Source organism: Streptomyces sp. B93 (assembly GCF_018070565.1).
Taxonomy (GTDB): Bacteria; Actinomycetota; Actinomycetes; order Streptomycetales; family Streptomycetaceae; genus Streptomyces.
This window is the reverse complement of the sequence record NZ_JAGPXL010000014.1, coordinates 28,837-47,658: the sequence shown is the minus strand read 5'-3', so window position 1 is coordinate 47,658 and position 18,822 is coordinate 28,837. Positions and strand designations below refer to the sequence as shown.

At 73.1% G+C, this 18,822-nt stretch carries 18 protein-coding genes; 11 read left to right on the top strand and 7 right to left on the bottom strand.

Features of this window, described 5'->3' with window-relative positions; genetic code table 11:
- The 3 genes from KBY47_RS16160 to KBY47_RS16150 all read left to right on the top strand — a co-directional run bounded on the left by KBY47_RS16160 (position 1) and on the right by KBY47_RS16150 (position 3,460).
- Entirely contained in the window at positions 1-1,011 is a 1,011-nt protein-coding gene (locus KBY47_RS16160; protein WP_210921944.1) for a carbohydrate ABC transporter permease, read from the top strand.
- Between the two features lie 11 nt (positions 1,012-1,022).
- Complete coding sequence (locus tag KBY47_RS16155) at positions 1,023-1,925, top strand: carbohydrate ABC transporter permease (RefSeq protein ID WP_210921817.1); 903 nt, start codon at positions 1,023-1,025, stop codon at positions 1,923-1,925.
- A gap of 107 nt (positions 1,926-2,032) precedes the next feature.
- On the top strand, positions 2,033-3,460 hold the full coding sequence (locus tag KBY47_RS16150; RefSeq protein WP_210921816.1) for a GH1 family beta-glucosidase: 1,428 nt from the start codon (positions 2,033-2,035) through the stop codon (positions 3,458-3,460).
- A gap of 79 nt (positions 3,461-3,539) precedes the next feature.
- Here KBY47_RS16150 and KBY47_RS16145 read toward each other — a convergent pair whose 3' ends face one another.
- The 3 genes from KBY47_RS16145 to KBY47_RS16135 form a co-directional block, all read right to left on the bottom strand.
- On the bottom strand, positions 3,540-5,006 hold the full coding sequence (locus tag KBY47_RS16145; protein ID WP_210921815.1) for a cellulose binding domain-containing protein: 1,467 nt from the start codon (positions 5,004-5,006) through the stop codon (positions 3,540-3,542).
- A 132-nt stretch (positions 5,007-5,138) separates the two neighbouring features.
- On the bottom strand, positions 5,139-6,572 hold the full coding sequence (locus tag KBY47_RS16140; RefSeq protein WP_210921814.1) for a HAMP domain-containing sensor histidine kinase: 1,434 nt from the start codon (positions 6,570-6,572) through the stop codon (positions 5,139-5,141).
- The gene (locus KBY47_RS16135) at positions 6,569-7,279 is read right to left on the bottom strand and encodes a response regulator transcription factor (RefSeq protein ID WP_210921813.1); all 711 of its coding nucleotides are present in this window, start codon (positions 7,277-7,279) and stop codon (positions 6,569-6,571) included. Before KBY47_RS16135 ends, KBY47_RS16140 begins: the two co-directional genes overlap by 4 nt.
- Positions 7,280-7,391: 112 nt before the next feature.
- On the opposite strand from KBY47_RS16135, the gene KBY47_RS16130 reads away from it, so the two are divergent.
- Positions 7,392-7,937, top strand: a complete 546-nt coding sequence (locus KBY47_RS16130) for a hypothetical protein (protein WP_210921812.1) — start codon at positions 7,392-7,394, stop codon at positions 7,935-7,937.
- A 31-nt stretch (positions 7,938-7,968) separates the two neighbouring features.
- Here the strand turns inward: KBY47_RS16130 and KBY47_RS16125 are convergent, their stop codons facing one another.
- Positions 7,969-8,838, bottom strand: coding sequence for a spermidine synthase (locus KBY47_RS16125; protein ID WP_210921811.1), 870 nt, complete (start codon positions 8,836-8,838; stop codon positions 7,969-7,971).
- Positions 8,839-8,886: 48 nt separating this feature from the next.
- On the bottom strand, positions 8,887-9,300 hold the full coding sequence (locus KBY47_RS16120) for a hypothetical protein (RefSeq protein ID WP_374103086.1): 414 nt from the start codon (positions 9,298-9,300) through the stop codon (positions 8,887-8,889).
- A gap of 280 nt (positions 9,301-9,580) precedes the next feature.
- Here KBY47_RS16120 and KBY47_RS16115 point away from each other — a divergent pair, with 280 nt between their 5' ends.
- On the top strand, positions 9,581-11,053 hold the full coding sequence (locus KBY47_RS16115; protein ID WP_210921810.1) for a hypothetical protein: 1,473 nt from the start codon (positions 9,581-9,583) through the stop codon (positions 11,051-11,053).
- A gap of 15 nt (positions 11,054-11,068) precedes the next feature.
- Here the strand turns inward: KBY47_RS16115 and KBY47_RS16110 are convergent, their stop codons facing one another.
- Positions 11,069-11,668, bottom strand: a complete 600-nt coding sequence (locus KBY47_RS16110) for a histidine phosphatase family protein (RefSeq protein ID WP_210921809.1) — start codon at positions 11,666-11,668, stop codon at positions 11,069-11,071.
- A 191-nt stretch (positions 11,669-11,859) separates the two neighbouring features.
- Between KBY47_RS16110 and KBY47_RS16105 the strand changes: the two genes are divergently transcribed.
- From KBY47_RS16105 to KBY47_RS16090, 4 genes are read left to right on the top strand one after another with little or no spacing between them, the layout of a single operon-like run.
- Positions 11,860-12,813, top strand: coding sequence for a phosphatase PAP2 family protein (locus KBY47_RS16105; RefSeq protein WP_210921808.1), 954 nt, complete (start codon positions 11,860-11,862; stop codon positions 12,811-12,813).
- A complete protein-coding gene (locus tag KBY47_RS16100; protein ID WP_308405176.1) occupies positions 12,764-13,936 on the top strand; it encodes a hypothetical protein in 1,173 nt (390 codons plus the stop codon). Before KBY47_RS16105 ends, KBY47_RS16100 begins: the two co-directional genes overlap by 50 nt.
- On the top strand, positions 13,933-15,522 hold the full coding sequence (locus KBY47_RS16095) for a hypothetical protein (RefSeq protein ID WP_210921806.1): 1,590 nt from the start codon (positions 13,933-13,935) through the stop codon (positions 15,520-15,522). The genes KBY47_RS16100 and KBY47_RS16095 overlap by 4 nt, the downstream gene beginning before the upstream one ends.
- Positions 15,519-16,880, top strand: coding sequence for an AAA family ATPase (locus KBY47_RS16090; protein ID WP_210921805.1), 1,362 nt, complete (start codon positions 15,519-15,521; stop codon positions 16,878-16,880). The genes KBY47_RS16095 and KBY47_RS16090 overlap by 4 nt, the downstream gene beginning before the upstream one ends.
- A gap of 286 nt (positions 16,881-17,166) precedes the next feature.
- Here KBY47_RS16090 and KBY47_RS16085 read toward each other — a convergent pair whose 3' ends face one another.
- The gene (locus KBY47_RS16085) at positions 17,167-17,580 is read right to left on the bottom strand and encodes an ATP-binding protein (RefSeq protein WP_210921804.1); all 414 of its coding nucleotides are present in this window, start codon (positions 17,578-17,580) and stop codon (positions 17,167-17,169) included.
- A 154-nt stretch (positions 17,581-17,734) separates the two neighbouring features.
- Between KBY47_RS16085 and KBY47_RS16080 the strand changes: the two genes are divergently transcribed.
- Both KBY47_RS16080 and KBY47_RS16075 read left to right on the top strand, forming a co-directional pair.
- Entirely contained in the window at positions 17,735-18,586 is an 852-nt protein-coding gene (locus KBY47_RS16080) for a helix-turn-helix transcriptional regulator (RefSeq protein ID WP_210921803.1), read from the top strand.
- 8 nt (positions 18,587-18,594) lie between these two features.
- Positions 18,595-18,783: a DUF397 domain-containing protein gene (locus KBY47_RS16075; protein ID WP_210921802.1), complete on the top strand. Its 189-nt coding sequence runs from the start codon at positions 18,595-18,597 to the stop codon at positions 18,781-18,783.
- The last annotated feature ends 39 nt before the right edge of the window (positions 18,784-18,822 follow it).

The following is an 18,822-nucleotide window of genomic DNA, read 5'->3' as shown; positions in this document are numbered from 1 at the left end:
ATGACCACCCGGCACGACACGGCCGCCGCGTCCCCCGTCAAGGGGGGCGCGGCCCCGCGCCCGCCCGCCCCACCGCTCACCGAGCGGGAGGAGCGGCACCGGAAGCGGCTGTCCCGGCGATGGCAGCGCGACATGCGATGGAGCCCGTACGCGTTCGTCTCGCCGTTCTTCCTGCTGTTCCTGGCGTTCGGCCTGTTCCCGCTGATCTACACGGGCTGGGCCTCACTGCACCAGGTGGAGCTGACCGCACCCACCGACATGGAGTGGGTGGGCCTGCGCAACTACACCAGGATCTTCGACGACGACTTCTTCTGGAACGCGGCGCGCAACACGCTGTGGATCGGCATCATCTCCACCGTTCCGCAGCTCCTGATGGCGATGGGCATCGCGCACATCCTCAACTACAAGCTGCGCGGCTCGACCTTCTACCGGGTCGTCATGCTCGCCCCGTACGCCACCTCGATCGCCGCCGCGTCGCTGGTCTTCGTGCTGCTCTTCGGCCGCGACTACGGCATGATCAACTGGGTGCTGAACGCGGTCGGCATCGACAACATCGACTGGCAGAACGACTCGTGGGCCTCGAAGATCGCGGTGTCGACCATCATCATCTGGCGGTGGACGGGCTACAACGCGCTGATCTACCTGGCCGCGATGCAGGCGATCCCCCAGGACCTGTACGAGTCGGCGGCCCTGGACGGGGCCAGCCGCTGGCAGCAGTTCGTGCACGTCACGCTGCCGTCGCTGCGGCCGACGATCCTGTTCACCGTGGTCGTGTCGACGATCGGCGCCTCGCAGGTCTTCGGCGAACCGCTGCTGTTCGACGCGAACAAGGGCGCCTCCGGCGGCTCCGAGCACCAGTTCCAGACGCTGGGCCTGTACCTGTACGAGCAGGGCTGGGTCAACCAGCACCTGGGCCGGTCCTCCGCCATCGCCTGGACGATGTTCCTGATCCTCATCGTGATCGGGATCGTCAACTACGTCATCTCGCGCCGGCTGCGCGCCAGTAGTTAGGAGAACCGGCCGTGACGACGACACTGAGCCCCGAGGACGCCAAGCCGAAGGAGCGCCGCAAGGTGCGCCGTTCCAAGGCCGCGCGCGCGGGCGGGACCATGCACGCCGGGCCCGTCGCGTACGTCATCCTCGCGCTGTTCACGATCGGCTCGCTGTTCCCGCTGGTGTGGACCGCGATCGCCGCCTCCCGGGACAACCAGCGCCTCGCGGAGAACCCGCCGCCCCTGTGGTTCGGCGCCAACCTCTTCGACAAGCTCGAAGTGGCCTGGTCCGACGCCAACCTGGGTGAGGCGTTCCTCAACACCACCATCGTCGCCGGGATCTCGGCGATCACCATCGTGGTGCTGTCGACGATCGCCGGGTTCGCCTTCGCCAAGCTGCGGTTCAAGGGCCGTAACGCGATGATGCTGATCGTGATCGGCACGATGATGGTGCCGCCGCAGCTGAGCGTGATCCCGCTGTACATGATGGTCGCCAAGCTGGACTGGACCGACCAGCTCCAGGCCGTGATCTTCCCGTCGCTGGTGAGCGCGTTCGGGGTGTTCTTCATGCGGCAGTACCTGCTCCAGGCGCTGCCGGACGAGATCATCGAGGCCGCCCGGGTGGACGGCGCCAGCAGTTGGCGCGTGGTGTGGCACGTGGTGTTCCCGGCCGCGCGGCCCGCGATGGCCGTGCTCGGCATGCTGATGTTCGTCCAGACCTGGAACGACTTCCTCTGGCCGTTCCTGGTGCTGACCCAGACCGGCAACCCGACCGTGCAGGTCGCGGTGGCGGGCCTCGGCCGCGGCTACACGCCCGACCAGTCCCTGATCATGGCGGGCGCGCTGCTCGGCACGCTGCCGCTGCTGCTGGTCTTCGCGATCTTCGGCAAGCAGATCGTCGGCGGCATCATGCAGGGCGCGGTCAAGGGCTGACGCCCGCCTGACAGGGGGCCGGGTCACCGCCGCCTCGGCCCCTCCTTCCCCTCACTTTCCCTTCCGTCTACCCGTGGGTCCGCGCGACCTGCGATGGGAGCGCTTCCATGCCTGAGCCCGAAACGCCGGTGTCCTTCCCCTCCACCTTCCTCTGGGGCGCGGCGACCTCCGCGTACCAGATCGAAGGGGCGGTGCGGGAGGGCGGTCGCACCCCGTCGATCTGGGACACCTTCAGCCACACGCCCGGCAAGACCGCGGGCGGCGACCACGGTGACATCGCTGTCGACCACTACCACCGCTACCGCGACGACGTGGCGCTGATGGCGGAGCTGGGCCTGACCGCGTACCGCTTCTCCGTCTCCTGGTCCCGGGTGCAGCCCACCGGCCGCGGCCCCGCCGTCCAGGTCGGCCTGGACTTCTACCGGCGCCTGGTCGACGAGCTGCTGGAGAAGGGCATCAAGCCCGCCGTCACCCTCTACCACTGGGACCTGCCGCAGGAGCTGGAGGACGCGGGCGGCTGGCCGGAGCGGGAGACCGCCCTGCGGTTCGCGGAGTACGCGCAGATCGTCGGCGAGGCCCTCGGCGACCGCGTCGAGCAGTGGATCACCCTCAACGAGCCCTGGTGCAGCGCCTTCCTCGGCTACGGGTCCGGGGTGCACGCCCCCGGCCGCACCGAACCGGCGTCCACCCTGAGGGCCGCGCACCACCTCAACCTGGCGCACGGGCTCGGCGCGAAGGCCCTGCGGTCGGTGATGCCCGCCCGCAACTCGGTCGCCGTCTCGCTGAACTCCTCCGTGGTCCGCCCCCTCTCCCAGGACCCGGCCGACCTGGCCGCCGTGCAGAAGATCGACGACCTCGCCAACGGCGTCTTCCACGGTCCGATGCTGCACGGCGCCTACCCGGCGACCCTGCTGGAGGCGACGTCCTCGCTCACCGACTGGTCCTTCGTCCAGGACGGCGACCTCGAGACCATCCACCAGCCGCTGGACGCGCTGGGCCTGAACTACTACACGCCGGCGCTGGTCTCGGCCGCCTCGAACGCCCCCGACGGCCCGCGCGCCGACGGCCACGGCTCCAGCGAGCACTCGCCCTGGCCCGCCGCGGACGACGTGGCGTTCCACCAGACGCCGGGTGAGCGCACCGAGATGGGCTGGACGATCGACCCGAGCGGTCTGCACGACCTGATCATGCGCTACACCCGCGAGGCCCCGGGCCTGCCGCTCTACGTCACCGAGAACGGCGCCGCCTACGACGACAAGCTGGACGCCGACGGCCGGGTCCACGACCCCGAGCGCATCGCCTACCTGCACGGCCACCTGGCCGCCGTGCGCCGGGCGATCACGGACGGCGCCGATGTGCGCGGCTACTACCTGTGGTCCCTGATGGACAACTTCGAGTGGGCGTACGGCTACGGCAAGCGCTTCGGCGCGGTGTACGTCGACTACACGACCCTCGCCCGTACGCCGAAGTCGAGCGCCCTGTGGTACGGGCGCGCGGCACGCACGGGTGTGCTCCCCCCGGCCGCTCAGGACTGAGGCGGAGGGAGTCACGGGGGGCGGGGCGCGGCACTGTGGGGGTGCCGCGCCCCGGTCTTTCCCGCCCTGTTCTTCCGGCCTACTCGTAGGCCGCGAACGCCTTGCTGAAGGCGAAGTCGTCCTGGAGGACCGAGCTGCACGTGGGGTCGGCGGAGTTCTTCGCGCCGCCCGGGCACTGCCTGTCGCGGGTCGCGGACCACATGGACAGCCAGCCCAGCCCCTTGGCCTCGGCGAACCTCACCAGCTGGGTGGCGTCCTCGACCTTGAATATCTCGGTCACCACGTCGTTGACCCCGATCATCGGGGTGACGGCGACGGTCTTCCAGGCGGCGCTGTCGCTGAGCCCGAGGACGCTCTTGATCTGCGCCTGGGTGGCGGTGGCGGCCTGCTCGGCGTAGGTGCCCATGTCGCCGCTGTACGCCGGGCCGTAGTCCATCGCCATGATGTTGACCGCGTCGATGCGGACGCCGTTGCGCTTGGCGTCGGCGAGCAGGTCGACGCCGGGCTGGGTGAGGCCCTCCGGCATCACGGGCAGCGTGAAGGACACGTCCAGGTCCGGGTGGTCCTTCTGGAGCCGCGCTATCGCCTGGGCGCGGCGGGTGTTGGCCGCCGCGTCCGGCAGCGCGCCGCCCTCGACGTCGAAGTCGACCTTGGTGAGGTCGTAGGCGTCCACGACCTTCCCGTACGCCGTCGCCAGCGCGTCCGCCGAGGAGCAGGCCGTGGCCAGCTCGGCGCCGGCCGCCCCGCCGAAGGAGACCCGTACGTCGCCGCCCTTCGCCCGCAGGGCGCCGATCTGTCCGGCCACCGCGTCGCTCGCCAGGTCGGTGACACCGCCCCACTTCGGGGTGCAGCCACCGCCGTCCGTGACGAAGGCGAGGTTGTAGTCCTTGACGCCGGTCGCCTCGGCGCTGGCGAGCAGGTCGAAGGCCGGGTAGAGCGAGGTGTCGACGTAGGGCGCGAAGGCGGCGGTGGTGGGGGTGCCGGGACTCTGCGAGGGCGTGTCGGTGGGGGTCTGGGTCTGCGTGGGGGTGGCTGTCGGGGTCGGAGTCGCGGTCGGAGTGGAGGTCGCGGTCTGGGTGGGGGTGTCGGTGGGGCGGCCGGTGGGCTCGGGCGTGGCGGTGTCGTCCGTGGAGCACTTGGCGTCGTCGATGAGGCAGCCGGTGGGGTCGCCGGAGCCGCCCACGACGAAGCCGACGGTGAGGGACTCGCCCACGGCCAGGCCGTCGGTGTCCCACTTCGGCGGCCGTACGGTGATGTGCCGCCCGCTGACGCCGGACTCGCCGTTCCACAGTGAGCTGAGCGTGGCGCCGGACGGCAGGTCGAACTCCAGGGTCCAGTCGGCCTTCCTGGCGCCGCTGTTGTTGGTGACCACGTACTGGGCGGTGTAGCCGGTCGACCACTCGCTGGTCCTGGTGTACGCGGCGTCGACACCGGCGGCCTGCGCGGTGCCGGAGAACAGGACGGCGCCACCGCCGATCACGGCCGCGGCGACGGCTCCGCCGATCGCCTTGTTCCTGCGGCTCAGTCCACGCCGGTGCGTGCTCATCTCGTGCCTGCCTCTGGTTGATCGAAGGTGGGGGGTGTGGCAGCACGCTAGCCACCGGCGAACGGACAAAGGCCGTCTTCCGGGCGGGGGTTGGCGATCTTAGGGTGGGCTTAAGGAAGGCATCGGGGCCGATTAAACCGACGCCCCACGCCCTCCCCGCCCCGCCGTCGCGACCGGCTTGGAGGCACGGCGGCGGCGGACCGCGCCCCGGTGTCCCCGCCTAAGCGGTGCCCCTTCGCGGTCGTCGAGCTGGATCCAGATGCGGATCTCCGTGCCGCCGAGGACGGAGGAGCCGATGCGGACGTCGCCGCCGGTGGATTCGGCGAGGCGGCGGACGATGTCCAGGCCGAGGCCGGTGGAGCCGTCGGTGCCGGAGCCGCGGCCCCGGGACATCGCGGCCTCGGGGTCGGCTATGCCGGGGCCCGCGTCGGAGACCAGGACGATCACCGCGTCCTCCCCGTTGTGGACGTCGACCGCGAAGGCGGTGCCCTCCCGGGTGTGCCGGAAGACATTGCCGAGGAGCGCGTCCAGGGCGGCGGCGAGGTCGGCGCGGGCCACGGGTATCCGCACCGGCCGGTCCACCCCGGCGACCCGCCACTTGCGGCCCTCGTCCTCGGCGAGCGCCGACCAGAACTCCATCCGCTCGCGGACCACTTCGGCCGCGTCGCACCCGGCGCCGGGCCCCACGGCCGCGGTCTGCGGCTTGGCCTCGCGGGCGGTGCGGATGATGGTGTCGACCTCCCGCTCCAGCTGGGCGACGGCGGCGCGGGTCTGCTCGGCGGCCGGTCCGTCGCCGAGTGAGGCGGCATTCAGCCGGAGCACGGTCAGCGGGGTGCGCAGGCGGTGGGAGAGGTCGGCCGCCAGTTCCCTCTCGTTGGCGAGGAGTTGCACGACCTGGTCGGCCATCGAGTTGAACGACACCGCCGCGAGCCGCAGTTCGGTCGGCCCCTCCTCCGGCACGCGCGCCCCGAGCTTGCCCTCGCCGAGTTCCCGGGCGCCCCGGACGAGGCGCTGCGCGGGCCGCACCATCCGCACGCCCAGCCGGTCGGCGACCGCGACGGAGCCGACGATCAGCGCCAGGCCGACCCCGGCGAGGACCGTCCACGCGGTGCCGACGCCCTTGCCGACGGCGGTGTCCGGGATGTGCACCTCGACCACGGCGATCTGGCCGGAGCTGAGCGCCACGGGCTGGAGCAGGGCCGAACCTCCGGGCACGCGCGCGGTGGAGGCGCGGCCCATCTTCCGGGTGGCCTCGATGTCCTGGTCGGTGGCGCGCTGCCGTCCGATCTCGACGGCCGCCGCCTCCTGTTCGTCACCCGAGCCCTCGACGGCCGGGATGTGCACGGCCATGCCGTCGTCCGAGCCCGCGGAGGCGACGACCCGTTCCAGCTGGTCGCGGTCGGTGGTGATGGACAGCGCCGGAGCGATCGCGGCGGCCTCCCGCTCGGCGTTGGCGAAGGCGCGGTCGCGGGCCATCTCCTTGATGACCAGCCCGAGCGGTACGGCGAAGGCGACCACGACCATGGCGGTGACCGCGAGCGAGACCTTGACCAGTGCCCACCTCATCGGGTCAGCCCCGTTTCCCCGGCCGGTGGCTCCAGCTTCACGCCGACCCCGCGCAGGGTGTGCAGATAGCGGGGCCGGGCCGCCGTCTCGCCCAGTTTCCGCCGTAGCCAGGACAGATGGACGTCGATGGTCTGGTCGTCGCCGTACGACTGCTGCCAGACCTCGGCGAGCAGGTCGCGGCGTGGTACGACGACGCCGGGGCGGCCCGCGAGGAAGGCGAGCAGGTCGAACTCGCGGCGGGTCAGGTCGAGGCGCTCCCCGTCCAGTTCGGCCTGGCGGCGCAGGGGGTCCACCGTCAGTCCGCCGACCCGCAGCACGGTGTCGGGCGCGGTCTCGGCGCTGGCGGCGCGGGCGCGGCGCAGCACGGCGGCGATCCGGGCCGAGAGGTGCTCGACGGAGAACGGCTTGGTCAGATAGTCGTCCGCGCCCGCGTTGAGCAGCCGGACGATCTCCGCCTCGTCGTCCCGGGCGGTGGCGATGATCACCGGGACGTCGGTGATGCCGCGCAGCATCTTCAGGGCCTCGGACCCGTCGAGGTCGGGCAGTCCGAGGTCCAGGATGACCACGTCGAAACGGAGATGGGCGACCTCGCGCAGCGCCTCCAGCGCCGTACCCACGCTGCGCACGGTGTGCGCGGCGTCGGTCAGGTGCCTGATCAGCGCCGAGCGTACGAACTGGTCGTCCTCGACCACGAGCACACTTGCCATGCGCCGCACCGTACGCCATTCGGGCGGCACCGGTCCGGGCCTGTGGACAACCGCCTGTGGATAACTCCCCCCGGCTGCGCCCGCCGTGACGGGTGAGGCAGTATGGCCCGCGATGCTCAGAGGATTCGTACACGTACTCGCCTGGTCGATGGCCACCGGTGCCGCGGCCGCGCTGTCCTGGTGGGGCGTGCACACGGTCCTGGAGGGCACGGTCTACGACCCGCCCCGCGCCCTGCCCGTCACCGCGGCGGACGCGACCACCCAGGACTCCCAGCCGCTGGCCACCTCGGCGAGCACCCGCCGCCCCGGCCCCTCGAAGACCCCGGCTGACCCGTCCCCGAGCCCGAGCGCCCCCACCGCGCCGAGCACCTCGCCCACCCCGTCCACGGAGCCCGGGCCCTCCTCCCCCACGCCCGCGGCGACCCCCACGTCCTCCGGCGAGGTGAAGAGCTACGACACCGACGGCGGCCGGGCGGTGTTCGATCTGCGCGACGACCACGCGACCCTGGTCTCGGCGACCCCGGACGCGGGCTGGTCGATGCAGGTGTGGAAGACGGAGTCGTGGATCCGGGTGGAGTTCGCGTCGGGCGCCGACCGGGTGTCGGTGTTCTGCACCTGGCACGACGGTCCGCCGCGGGTGGAGATCGGGTCGTACTGACCGCCCCCGCGGGGTCGTGACGACCGTCCGGTCAGCGGAACACCGACGGGGGCGGGGCCGGTGAGGCGACCGCCGCGGCGTCCGTGACGACCGGCGCGCCGCCGGTGAAGTCGAGGAGCGCCCGGCCGTGTTCGACGCGGGCCGGCTGCCGGTCGGAGGCGGCGCGGCGGGTGAGTTCCGCGACGGGCAGCGGCTGGTCGGCGGCGACCAGGACGGCGTTGCCGAAGCGCTTGCCGCGCAGTACGGCCGGGTCGGCGATCAGGGCGAGTTCCCCGAAGCGGGCGGCGGCGGTGGCGATCTGGCCGCGCAGGTGGGCGAGCGGCGGGCCGTCGGCGAGGTTGGCGGCGTACACCCCGCCGGGGCGCAGGGCGCGGCGGGCCTCGTCGAGGAACTCGGCGGAGGTGAGGTGGGCGGGGGTGCGGGCGCCGCTGAAGACATCGGTGATGACGAGGTCGGCCCAGCCGTCGGGCACCTTGGCCAGCCCTTCGCGGGCGTCCGCCGACCGCACCCGGACGCGGGCGCCGGCGGGCAGCGGCAGCTCGCGGCGGACCAGTTGGACGAGGGGCGCGTCGCGTTCGACGACCTGCTGGGTGGAGCGGGGGCGGGTGGCGGCGACGTAGCGGGCCAGGGTGAGGGCGCCGCCGCCGAGGTGCACGGCGTGCACGGGGCTCCCGGGCGGCGCGGCGAGGTCGATGACGTGGCCGAGGCGGCGCTGGTACTCGAAGTCCAGGCAGGTCGGGTCGTCGAGGTCGACGTGCGACTGCGGGGCGCCGTCGATGTGCAGGGTCCACGCGCGTGCCCGGTCCCGGTCGGGGGTCAGCTCGGCGAGCCCTCCGTCGACGGGCTCGACGACCGGGGCGGTGGCGGCCTGTCCGCGCCGTGCGTTCCTGGACCTTCCCATCCGGTCATTGTCGCAGGAAGGGAGGGGAGGGCGGGCCGCCGTGCGCCCTCAGCGGCAGCTGTCCGCCGCCTCGATGATCCGGGCCGCCTCCCCGAGGGCCCGCCGCAGTACGGCCGGGTCGGTGGCTCCGTCGGCCTCGTCGGGCGGCAGCAGCCAGTCGGCGCCCGCCACGGGCGGTTCGGGTACGAGGCTCTGTCCCCGGCCGTCGGTCTGGGTGCAGACGCTGCCGGGCACGTCCCAGGCGTCCGCCGTACCGGCCGGGACCACGAAGCAGAGGGTGTCACAGTCGTCGTCGTGCAGAACGGGGCCGACGCCGTCCCCGGCGCCCCGCCGCAGGATGTCGACGGCTTCCAGGCCCTGCCGGGCCGGTACGGTCACGAGGTCGCAGCCGGCCTGCGGTGCCGCCGCCGTCGCCGCCGGTGCCGTTCTCGGGGTCGTCGTCTCCATCCCGGCCTCCACCACGAAACCCTCCTTGGGCGAGCAGGCCGGGGGTCGGGCGGCTCCCGGTCCACCGGGTTCAACGCCTGGCGGCGTCAACGGCTACGGCGGAAGTCCGCCGCAAAGGATGGCACTTCATGGCAGATCACGGATGAGATATCCGGTTTGTAGCCAAACACTGCGTGGCGAACCCGATACAGCAGGTACTTTCTTGCTCGCCGGAACCGGGGAATCCATGCCGACAGCACGGGCAACTCATCCCGGGTCCGGCATGGTTCGACGGTTCGCACGAGAGGACCCGGCCATGACGTCGTCAACGGTGACCTCGTCCCAGCCAGACCGGCCAGCCCGGCCGAACCTCGTCTTCCGCGGTCTGCGCGGCGGGCGTTCACCGGCCGAGTTCGCGGCGGCGGTCCGCCGGGCCGCCCGGGAGATCGGTGAGCGGGTGTGCTGTGACGCGCGCTACATCGGCCGGGTGGAATCGGGTGAGATCCGCTGCCCCAACTACGCGTACGAGCGGGTGTTCCTGCACATGTTCCCCGGTCGCACGCTCACCGACCTGGGGTTCGCGCCCCGCTCGTCCGTACGCGGACGCGGCGCGCGCTCCGCGTCGGAGGCGCCTGTCGTGCACACCACGAGCCCGCCGAACACCATCAGTGAGACGCGTGTGGCCTATGAGCCGTATGACACGCAGGATCCGTACGACCCGCGGAATCCGTACGACCCGCTGGGCCCGTACGACACGCACGACAACTACGAGGAGAGCGACGTGCTGCGTCGCGCATTCATGACCGGCGGGGGCGCCACCGTGGCCGCCGCCTCGCTGGGCCCGTTCGGGCTCGCCTTCGACGCCGCCGCCGCGGAACGTCCCGTGCGGCGCGCCGGGGCGAGCGAGGCGAGCGTCCTCGAAGAGGCGGTCCGCAGAATCCGGCTGCTGGACGACCGGCACGGCGCGGACGGGCTCTACCGGCGCGCGGCGGCTCCCCTGCGCGCCGCCTACGCGCTGCTGGACGCCGGTACGACCCGGCAGGTGACCGCCGACCGGCTGCACTCCGGCGCCGGTGAACTGGCCATCTCCGTGGGCTGGCTGGCCCATGACTCCGGCCGCTTCGACGACGCCCGCTCCCACTACGCCGAAGCCCTCGCCACCGCCCGGGTGACCGGGGACGCGGGCCTGGAGGCGCACGCCTTCTGCAACACGGCGTTCCTGGCGCGGGACTGCGGACGGCCCCGGGAGGCGGTGCGGGCGGCCCAGGCCGCACAGCGCATCGCCCGGCCGCTCGGCTCGGACCGCCTGATGTCGCTGCTCGCGCTGCGCGAGGCGGGCGGCTGGGCGGGCCTCGCCGACCGCGCGGGCTGCGAACAGGCGCTCGTACGGGCGCAGGCCCTCTTCGGGCGGGGCCACTCGGACGCCGACCCCGAGTGGATGAGCTTCTACGGAGAGGCCGAACTGGAGGGCCTGGAGGCGCAGTGCTGGTCCATGCTCGGCGACTGGCCGCGCGCCGCCCGGCACGCCCGCCGGGCCGCCCGGCTCCAGGACCCCCACTTCACCCGCAACATCGCCCTCTACACCGCGGAACTCGCGGACGACCTGGCGCGCGGCGGACGGCCGGACGAGGCCGCGGCGGCGGGCATGCGGGTGCTCGACCTGCTGGACCAGGTGCAGTCGTCCCGGGTCCAGGCGATGCTCGCGGGAACCGCGCGGGTGCTGCTGCCGCACCGGCGGGCTTCCGGGGTGTCGGAGTTCCTGGAGCGACACGAGGGGCGCCCCGCGTGAGCGCTCGGCGCGCCGTCACGCGGGCGCCAGGTGCCCCACGTCGTTCCACGTCTCGATGGCGGGCTCCCCATAGGCCCACCCCAGGACGGACAGGCTGGTCGGGTTGAGGCGGACACGGGCGGCGAAGTCGAGCGGCAGGCCGAGCCAGCGCGCCGCGACGGACCGCAGGATGTGCCCGTGGGCGAAGACCAGCACATCGCCCTCACGCTCGCGCGCCCAGGCGACGACCTCGTCCGCGCGTGCGGTCACCTCGGCGAGGCTCTCGCCCCCGGGGACCCCGTCCCGCCATATCAGCCAACCGGGGCGGACGTCCTGTATCTCGGCGGGGGTCATCCCCTCGTACGACCCGTAGTCCCACTCCATCAGCGCGTCCCAGCCGCGCGCCCGCTCCCCGAAACCCGCGAGTTCGCACGTCTCACGCGCGCGTGCCAGCGGGCTGGTCCGCACCTCGGCCCCCGGCAGCCCGTCGTACGGCGCCCGGTGCAGCCGCTCGCCGAGGAGCTTCGCGCCGCGCCGCCCCTCCTCCAGGAGGGGTACGTCGGTCCTGCCGGTGTGCTTGCCGGACAGCGACCACTCGGTCTGTCCGTGCCGGGCCAGCAGGATGCGCGGAGCCATGAGCGACCTTCCGGGGAAATCGGGAAACGGGAGGCGGAACCCCTCCATCATCGCGCACGCTGTGCGGGAGCAACCCACGGGTCGATCTCTGCGTCTATCAGGGCCGAGGCACCTGCCGGGCCGCACATACGCCGTAAAGTGGGCGGCCGGCCCACACGGTGCCGCGTGACCAAGAAGGGGGAGGGCGACGGATGCCGCACGCCGAGACACCGGGCACCGAGGCGACCGGTCGGCCCCGGCTGCGCTGGTGGACCGAGCTGCCGCTGATCCTCCTGGTGTACGCCTGCTACTCGGCCGGCCGGCTGCTCGCCCGCGGTGATGTGTCCACGGCGGTGGACCACGGCCTGGCGATCCTCAGGATCGAGAAGGTGCTCCACATCAACGCGGAGCACCCGCTCAACCGTCTCTTCACGAGCGAGGCGTGGATCGGCGTCCCGGCGGACTTCTGGTACGCGTCGCTGCACTATCTCGTTACCCCCGTGATCCTGGTGTGGATCTTCCGCTCCCGGACCGTGCACTACCGCGCCGCCCGCACCTGGCTGATGACGTCGACGTTCCTCGGCCTGATCGGCTTCACCCTGCTGCCGACCTGCCCGCCCCGGCTGCTCGACGCCGGGCACGGCTTCGTGGACACGATGGCCCAGTACAGCTCGTACGGCTGGTGGGCCGGTGAGGCGAGCGCGCCGCGCGGGCTCGGCGGGCTGACGAACCAGTACGCGGCGATGCCGAGCCTGCACGTGGGCTGGGCGCTGTGGTGCGGTGTGCTGCTGTGGCGCTACAGCGGGAACCGGCTCGGGCGGATCGCGGGCGTGGTCTACCCGCTGGTGACCACGATCGTGGTGATGGGCACCGCCAACCACTACTTCCTCGACGCGGTCGCGGGCGCCGCCGTGATGGGCGCCGGGCTGCTGCTGACCCCGCTGGTGATGCGGACCGCGCAGCGGGCGCGGGCCTGGCTGCTGGCGCGGATCACACCGGTCACGGGCGGCTCCGCCGGCGCACCCGCCTCGATTGTCAGTGGCGGATGCCAGACTTCGGCGGGTGAACGAATTCCACGGCAGCGCGAGTCGCGGCTCACAGCCGGAGTCGAGCCGGGTGCCGCCCCCAAGGACGCGGGGGACGGGGCTCCGGCACCAGCTCGCTGAGCTGCGCGGTCCCGATGTACCGGCGAAGGCACTGGACGCACGCGCCCTCGCGGCGCTGGCCGCCAACCCCGGATGCAGACGACGGGCGATCCTCGACGGCGCCGGGGTGGACAAGGCGCGGCTGGCGGAGGCGCTGGGCTCGCCGTCGGGTTTCGGCCAGTCCCAGTTCGCCTTCATGCGGGGCAACGCCTTCGAGGCGCGGGTCAAGGCCGACGGCGGCGCCGAGCTGCTGCGGCTCGTGCGGGAGCGGCTCGACCCCGGTGCGGAGCCGCCCGCAGGGGCGAGCGTGCCCGACCTGACGGCGACCGGCCCCGAGGGGCGTGCCGCGCGTACGGCGCTGGCGCTGCGGGAGGCCGTCGAGGCGGGCGGCTGGACGCTGCTCGACCATCCGATGCTGGCGATGGAGGTCGCCGGTTCCCCGGCGTTCCTGGAGCCGGACGCGGTGGTGGTGCACCCGGACGGCCGGTGGACGGTCGTGGAGATCAAGTCGTTCCCGATGCTGGACGGGTCGGCGGACCCGGCGAAGGTGGGCGCCGCAGCCCGGCAGGCGGCGGTGTACGTGCTGGCGCTGGAGGAGGTCGCGGCCCGGCTCGACCCGCCCCCGCGCGTGGGCCACCGCGTCCTGCTGGTCTGCCCGAAGGACTTCTCCAACCTGCCCACCGCGTCCGCCGTCGACGTCCGCAAGCAGCGCGCGGTCACCCGCCGCCAGCTGGACCGGCTGACCCGTATCGAGGAGATCGCGGACACGCTCCCCGAGGGCGTCTGCTTCTCGCCCGAGCTGCCCGCCGAGGAGCTGACGGCGGCGGTGGCGGCGGTCCCGGCGACCTACGCGCCGGAGTGCCTGTCCGCCTGCGAGCTGGCCTTCCACTGCCGGGACCGCTCCCGCGCGTCCGGCGCGGTGACCACCCTCGGCCGCCCGGTCCGCGCCGAACTGGGCGGCCTCGCGACGGTCGGGGACGTCCTGGCGGCGGCGCGCGGCGAGAGCGGCGACCCGGACGACCCGGCGGTGGCCGCGCTGCGACGCGCGGCACGGCTGCGGGCGGAGGCCCTCGGCGAGAGCAAGCGGGCCGTTGGCCGGAGCGCGAAGGCCCTCGGCGAGATCGTACGGGGGGTGGCCGTATGACGCTGATCACCACCCTCGCACGCCTCGAGGCCGTCGACACAGGCCGCGCCCAGCCCACCGCCACCGTCCGGCACCGGCATCTGTCCGACCGCCCCCTGGTCCTCGTACCGCTGACCACCGCGGGTGAGGCCGGCGCACCGCTCGGCGCGCTGGTCGGCACCGACCGGGACGCGCCCCGGCTGCTGGCCGTCCCGCAGCCGCGCGACCGCGACCTCAGGTTCGCGTTCCTGGCCGAGCTGGCCGACGTCGTCCTGCCGTACATCGACGGCTACGCCGACGACGTGGAGGCCGCCGAGCGCACCGAGACCGACCCGGAGACCGGCAAGCGGGTCAAGGTCGAGGTGGACCTGTGCGCGGACGCCCCGCAGCTGATCGTGCCGAGCCGCGCGGGCATCGACCTGGTACGGCTGCTGGGCCGCTCGATGCGGTTCCGCCGCACCGCCGAGCAGGACCCCGAGACCCCGCACCCGGCGCCGCCCCGGGTGCCGCTGCTCGGCCGCTGGCTGACCCACTACGGCGAGCGGGCCCGGGTCCCCGGCTCGTCCCTGCTGCTCGCCCTGACGGACGTGCTGTCCCGGCACTGGGCGACCGGCCAGTCCAGTCTCGAGGACCAGCACCTGGGCGCCCTGCTCGCCTGGATCGACCCCCCGGACGGCACCACCGGCGCCGACGCGGCCCTGCGCGCGGAGCTGGACCGGGACGCGGACGGCCAGCTGGTCTGCCCGCCCGCGGGCCCCGCCACCGACCCGGCGTTCGACAACAGGCTGCTCGCCCCGGCCATCGAGCGCTACGACCGTGCGCGCACCGCCCTCGCCGCCGCCGAGGACGGCCTGGAGGCCGACGACCGGCTCGGCGCGGTCACCGCCGCCGAACGGGAGATCCACGCCCTGGTCGCCCGGGTCACCCGGCCGACGTGGGACGCGGTGTGGCGCGGCCTCGACCTGCTGCGCGAACTGCCCGCGGGGGCGCGGGTGGAGGAGCGCTGGACGCGGGACCGCTGGTCGTTCACCGGCCACCGCGACCGGGTCCTGGCGGGCGAACCCCCGCAGCCGCGCCGCGACGACGCGGTGACCGCGGCGAACAAGCTCGCCACGCGCGAGCGTGAGCAGGCCCGGCTGGAGGCGCAGGAGGCGCTGGACGACCCGCTGGTGATGGCCGGCCGGCGGCTGTCCGGGGAGGCGTTCGTGGGCGAGGTCGTCGACGTCGTCATGGCGTACGGCGAGGGCAGGCGCCCCAGCCCGCGCCCGCTGGTCAGCGTACGCACGGACGACCGCCCGCAGCTCGGCGAGCGGGTGAAGGTGTACCGCTCGCTCGGCGGCAGGCCGCAGTCGGCGGAGTTCGTCGGTCAGGAGGCCGACGGGACGCTCGTGCTGCGCGTCCTGGACAAGATGGGCCGGGGCAAGGAGCCCGAGGCGGGATCGGTGCCGGAGAAGGGGGACCGGATCTGCTTCACCCTCTTCGAGCACGAGCAGCGCGGCGGCCCGAAGCTGCCCGACCCGGAGAACACCCCGTGGACCCACGGCGGCCCGCCCGGCGAGACACCCACCGAACCCGCGGACCCGCTGACCGACGAGGACCTGCTGTGACGACAACGCCAACGGCTACGACGCCGGAGACCGCCTTCGACCCGGGCGCCGAGGCCGCCCGCGCCACCGCCGCGATCCTCCAGGACACCCTGCACGGCCCCGACCGGGGCGTGGTCGTCGACTCCCCGCCGGGCGCGGGCAAGTCCACCCTCGTCGTCCGCGCCGCGCTGGACCTGGCCGACGCCGGGCGCCCGCTGATGATCGTGGCCCAGACCAACGCCCAGGTCGACGATCTCGTCGTCCGGCTGGCGGAGAAGAGCCCCGGGCTGCCGGTGGGCCGACTGCACAGCAGCGACGCCGACCCGTACGACAAGGCGCTCGACGACCTGCCGCAGGTCCGCAAGTCGGCGAAGGCGGCCGACCTCAGCGGTCTGCCGGTGGTGATCTCCACGGCGGCCAAGTGGGCGCACGTCAAGGTCGACGAGCCCTGGCGGCACGCGATCGTCGACGAGGCGTACCAGATGCGCTCCGACGCCCTGCTGGCCGTCGCCGGTCTCTTCGAACAAGCGCTGTTCGTGGGCGACCCGGGCCAGCTGGACCCGTTCTCCATCGTCGGCGGCGAGCAGTGGGCGGGCCTGTCGTACGACCCGTCGGCGTCCGCGGTCACCACGCTGCTGGCCCACAACCCGGGCCTGCGCCAGCACCGCCTCCCGGTGTCCTGGCGGCTCCCGGCATCGGCGGCCCCCCTGATCTCCGACGCGTTCTACCCGTACACGCCCTTCCGCAGCGGCACGGGCCACGGCGACCGCACCCTCACGTTCGGCACCCCCTCGGACGGTTCCCCCGCCGACCGGGTGATCGACGAGGCCGCCGCCTCGGGCTGGGGCCTGCTGGAACTGCCCGCGCGCCACACGCCCCGCACGGACCCGGAGGCGGTGCGCGCGGTGGCGACGGTGGTCCGGCGCCTGCTGGACCGGGAGGGCGCGGCCACCTCGGAGCGGGCTCCCGACCCGGCGCCGCTCACCGCCGACCGTGTCGCCGTCGGCACGGCCCACCGCGACCAGGCGGCGGCGGTCCGCTCCGCCCTGGCCGACCTGGGCGTCACGGACGTGACCGTCGACACGGCCAACCGCCTCCAGGGCCGGGAGTACGACGTCACGGTCGTCCTGCACCCGCTCTCCGGCCGCCCCGACGCCACCGCCTTCCACCTGGAGACGGGCCGCCTGTGCGTGCTGGCCTCCCGGCACCGGCACGCCTGCGTCGTGGTCTGCCGCGCGGGCGTCCTGGGCCTCCTGGACGACTACCCGTCCACGGAACCGGTCCAGTTGGGGACGCTCGTGAAGTTCCCGGACGGCTGGGAGGCGAACCACGCGGTGCTGGGCCATCTGGCGGAGCACCGGGTGGTATGGCGCCCCTGACACGAAGGAACCCCGGCCCGCTGAGCGGACCGGGGTTCCTGGTCGAGCGCCGGGCAGGCCTTGCACCTGCATCTCCCCACAGGAAGTGGGGCATCTTTCCTTAGACGACCAACGCACCGCCAACCTCGGGGGCTTGCGCCCCGCTGACCGGCGTGTGATCACCATACCGAAGTCCGGCGGCGCATGCACATCGAGCGACCCGGTGGCCCCTTTGGCTCACGCCACCAGCGCCGACGCGCGGATGGGAGTGGGCCGAACCGGCCACTCGGCCGCCACGTCACGCCGATCATGCCGTGCGGCCCAGCTCGCACCAGACGTACTTGCCCCGGTTGCCCTCCCTCGCGAGCGGCTGCCAGCCCCATACGTCCGCACAGGCCCGGACCAGAGCCAGCCCCCGACCCTCCTCCCTTTCCACCGCCCGCTCGAACGGCCGCGGCGGCTCGGGCGGCGACGGGTCCGCGTCCCACGCACCGATCCGCAGCACACCGCTCCCCGACCAGCGGACCCGCAGTGCGGCGGGGCCCTTCGTGTGCCGCACGGCATTGGTCACCAGCTCCGTCGCCAGCAGCTCGGCGACGTCGGTCAGGTGACCCAGGTGGTGCAGGGCGAGGACCAGGCGGAGGGTGCGGCGGCAGACGGTGACGGCGCGGGGGTCGTTCGGGATGTAGAGGGAGTACTCCCAGGGTTCGGTCTCGGGCATGCGGACTCCTTGGAGGGGACGGGAGCTGAAGTGGCACACGGTGCCTGCAATGTCACTGACGGTATGGCATAGATTTATTACGCTGCAAGCGCGTCGCGTAATCTGTCCCCGAACGAGTCGTCTCAGCAGCGCCGTTGAGGCGGAGGAGGACGCAATGCCGCCCAGACGGCAGCCCACGGCACGGCAGGTACGCCTGGGCGCTGAGCTGCGGAAACTGCGCGAGGCAGCCGGACTCAAGGCGACCGAGGCTGCGAGCCTGCTCGGGGTGAACTCCGTCCAGATGAGCCAGATCGAGTCAGGCATCGCAGGGGTGAGCGAGGATCGCCTGCGGCGGCTCGCGGCTCAGTACGCGTGCACGGACGAGCAGTTGATTTCCGCCCTCGTGGCGATGGCCAGCAGCCGGTCGCGGGGCTGGTGGGAGGAGTACCGAGGATCGCTGCCCAACCCGTACCTGGACCTGGCCGAGTTGGAGGACGGTGCCCACTTCCGGTGGGACGTGGACTTCCTGCACGTGCCCGGGCTTCTCCAGACGAGCGACTACGCCCGCGCCCTCTTCTCGTACATGAACCCCGAGTTCCCGGCGAGCGACGTGGAGCGCCGAGTGGCGCACCGCATGAGCCGCAGGGCCATCATCGAACGTGCCGATCCCATTCCGTACGACACCGTGATCCACGAAGCGGCACTGCGCATCCGGGTCGGTGACCGCGCCCAGGCCAGGGCGCAACTCCTGCGTGTCCTGGAGATCTCCGCCGCCGACCACGTCACCGTACGCGTCATCCCTTTCGACGTGGACGGCTTCGCCGGGGCGGGTGGTGCCATGGTGTTCGCGGGCGGTCCGCTGCCCAAGCTGGACACTGTCGTACGCGACGCCCCTCACGGCACCGTGTTCATCGATGCCGAGGCTCAGCTCTGCCGCTTCCGAACACTCTTCCGTAAGTTGGAGGCGGTATCACTCGACCCCGAGCGTTCCCGTGACTTCATCCACAGGCTGGCGAAGGAGCTGTGAGGCACTCCATGACGAACGCCGAGATCTGGCGGAAGGCGTCCTACTCAGGCGGCGGCGAGGGTAACGCCTGCGTAGAGATCGCCCACCTCGGCCCCCACATAGCCGTCCGCGACTCCAAGCAGCCGACCCGCGCCCGTGTCACCCTCCGCGCCTCCGCCTTCACCGCCTTCGTCGAGTCCCTCAAGGCGCGCCCGTAGGGCAGAGGAAAGGGCGCCCGCTCGGCGGACGCCCCCTCG

Excerpts from the sequence above, each read along its gene's own strand:
- KBY47_RS16095 (WP_210921806.1), top strand. The coding sequence starts at position 13,933 with ATGACGCTGATCACCACCCTCGCACGCCTCGAGGCCGTCGACACAGGC.
- KBY47_RS16125 (WP_210921811.1), bottom strand. The coding sequence starts at position 8,838 with ATGGGAAGGTCCAGGAACGCACGGCGCGGACAGGCCGCCACCGCCCCG.
- KBY47_RS16085 (WP_210921804.1), bottom strand. The coding sequence starts at position 17,580 with ATGCCCGAGACCGAACCCTGGGAGTACTCCCTCTACATCCCGAACGAC.
- KBY47_RS16160 (WP_210921944.1), top strand. The coding sequence starts at position 1 with ATGACCACCCGGCACGACACGGCCGCCGCGTCCCCCGTCAAGGGGGGC.
- KBY47_RS16110 (WP_210921809.1), bottom strand. The coding sequence starts at position 11,668 with ATGGCTCCGCGCATCCTGCTGGCCCGGCACGGACAGACCGAGTGGTCG.
- KBY47_RS16140 (WP_210921814.1), bottom strand. The coding sequence starts at position 6,572 with ATGAGGTGGGCACTGGTCAAGGTCTCGCTCGCGGTCACCGCCATGGTC.
- KBY47_RS16135 (WP_210921813.1), bottom strand. The coding sequence starts at position 7,279 with ATGGCAAGTGTGCTCGTGGTCGAGGACGACCAGTTCGTACGCTCGGCG.
- KBY47_RS16150 (WP_210921816.1), top strand. The coding sequence starts at position 2,033 with ATGCCTGAGCCCGAAACGCCGGTGTCCTTCCCCTCCACCTTCCTCTGG.
- KBY47_RS16145 (WP_210921815.1), bottom strand. The coding sequence starts at position 5,006 with ATGAGCACGCACCGGCGTGGACTGAGCCGCAGGAACAAGGCGATCGGC.
- KBY47_RS16115 (WP_210921810.1), top strand. The coding sequence starts at position 9,581 with ATGACGTCGTCAACGGTGACCTCGTCCCAGCCAGACCGGCCAGCCCGG.
- KBY47_RS16105 (WP_210921808.1), top strand. The coding sequence starts at position 11,860 with ATGCCGCACGCCGAGACACCGGGCACCGAGGCGACCGGTCGGCCCCGG.
- KBY47_RS16130 (WP_210921812.1), top strand. The coding sequence starts at position 7,392 with ATGCTCAGAGGATTCGTACACGTACTCGCCTGGTCGATGGCCACCGGT.
- KBY47_RS16080 (WP_210921803.1), top strand. The coding sequence starts at position 17,735 with ATGCCGCCCAGACGGCAGCCCACGGCACGGCAGGTACGCCTGGGCGCT.
- KBY47_RS16075 (WP_210921802.1), top strand. The coding sequence starts at position 18,595 with ATGACGAACGCCGAGATCTGGCGGAAGGCGTCCTACTCAGGCGGCGGC.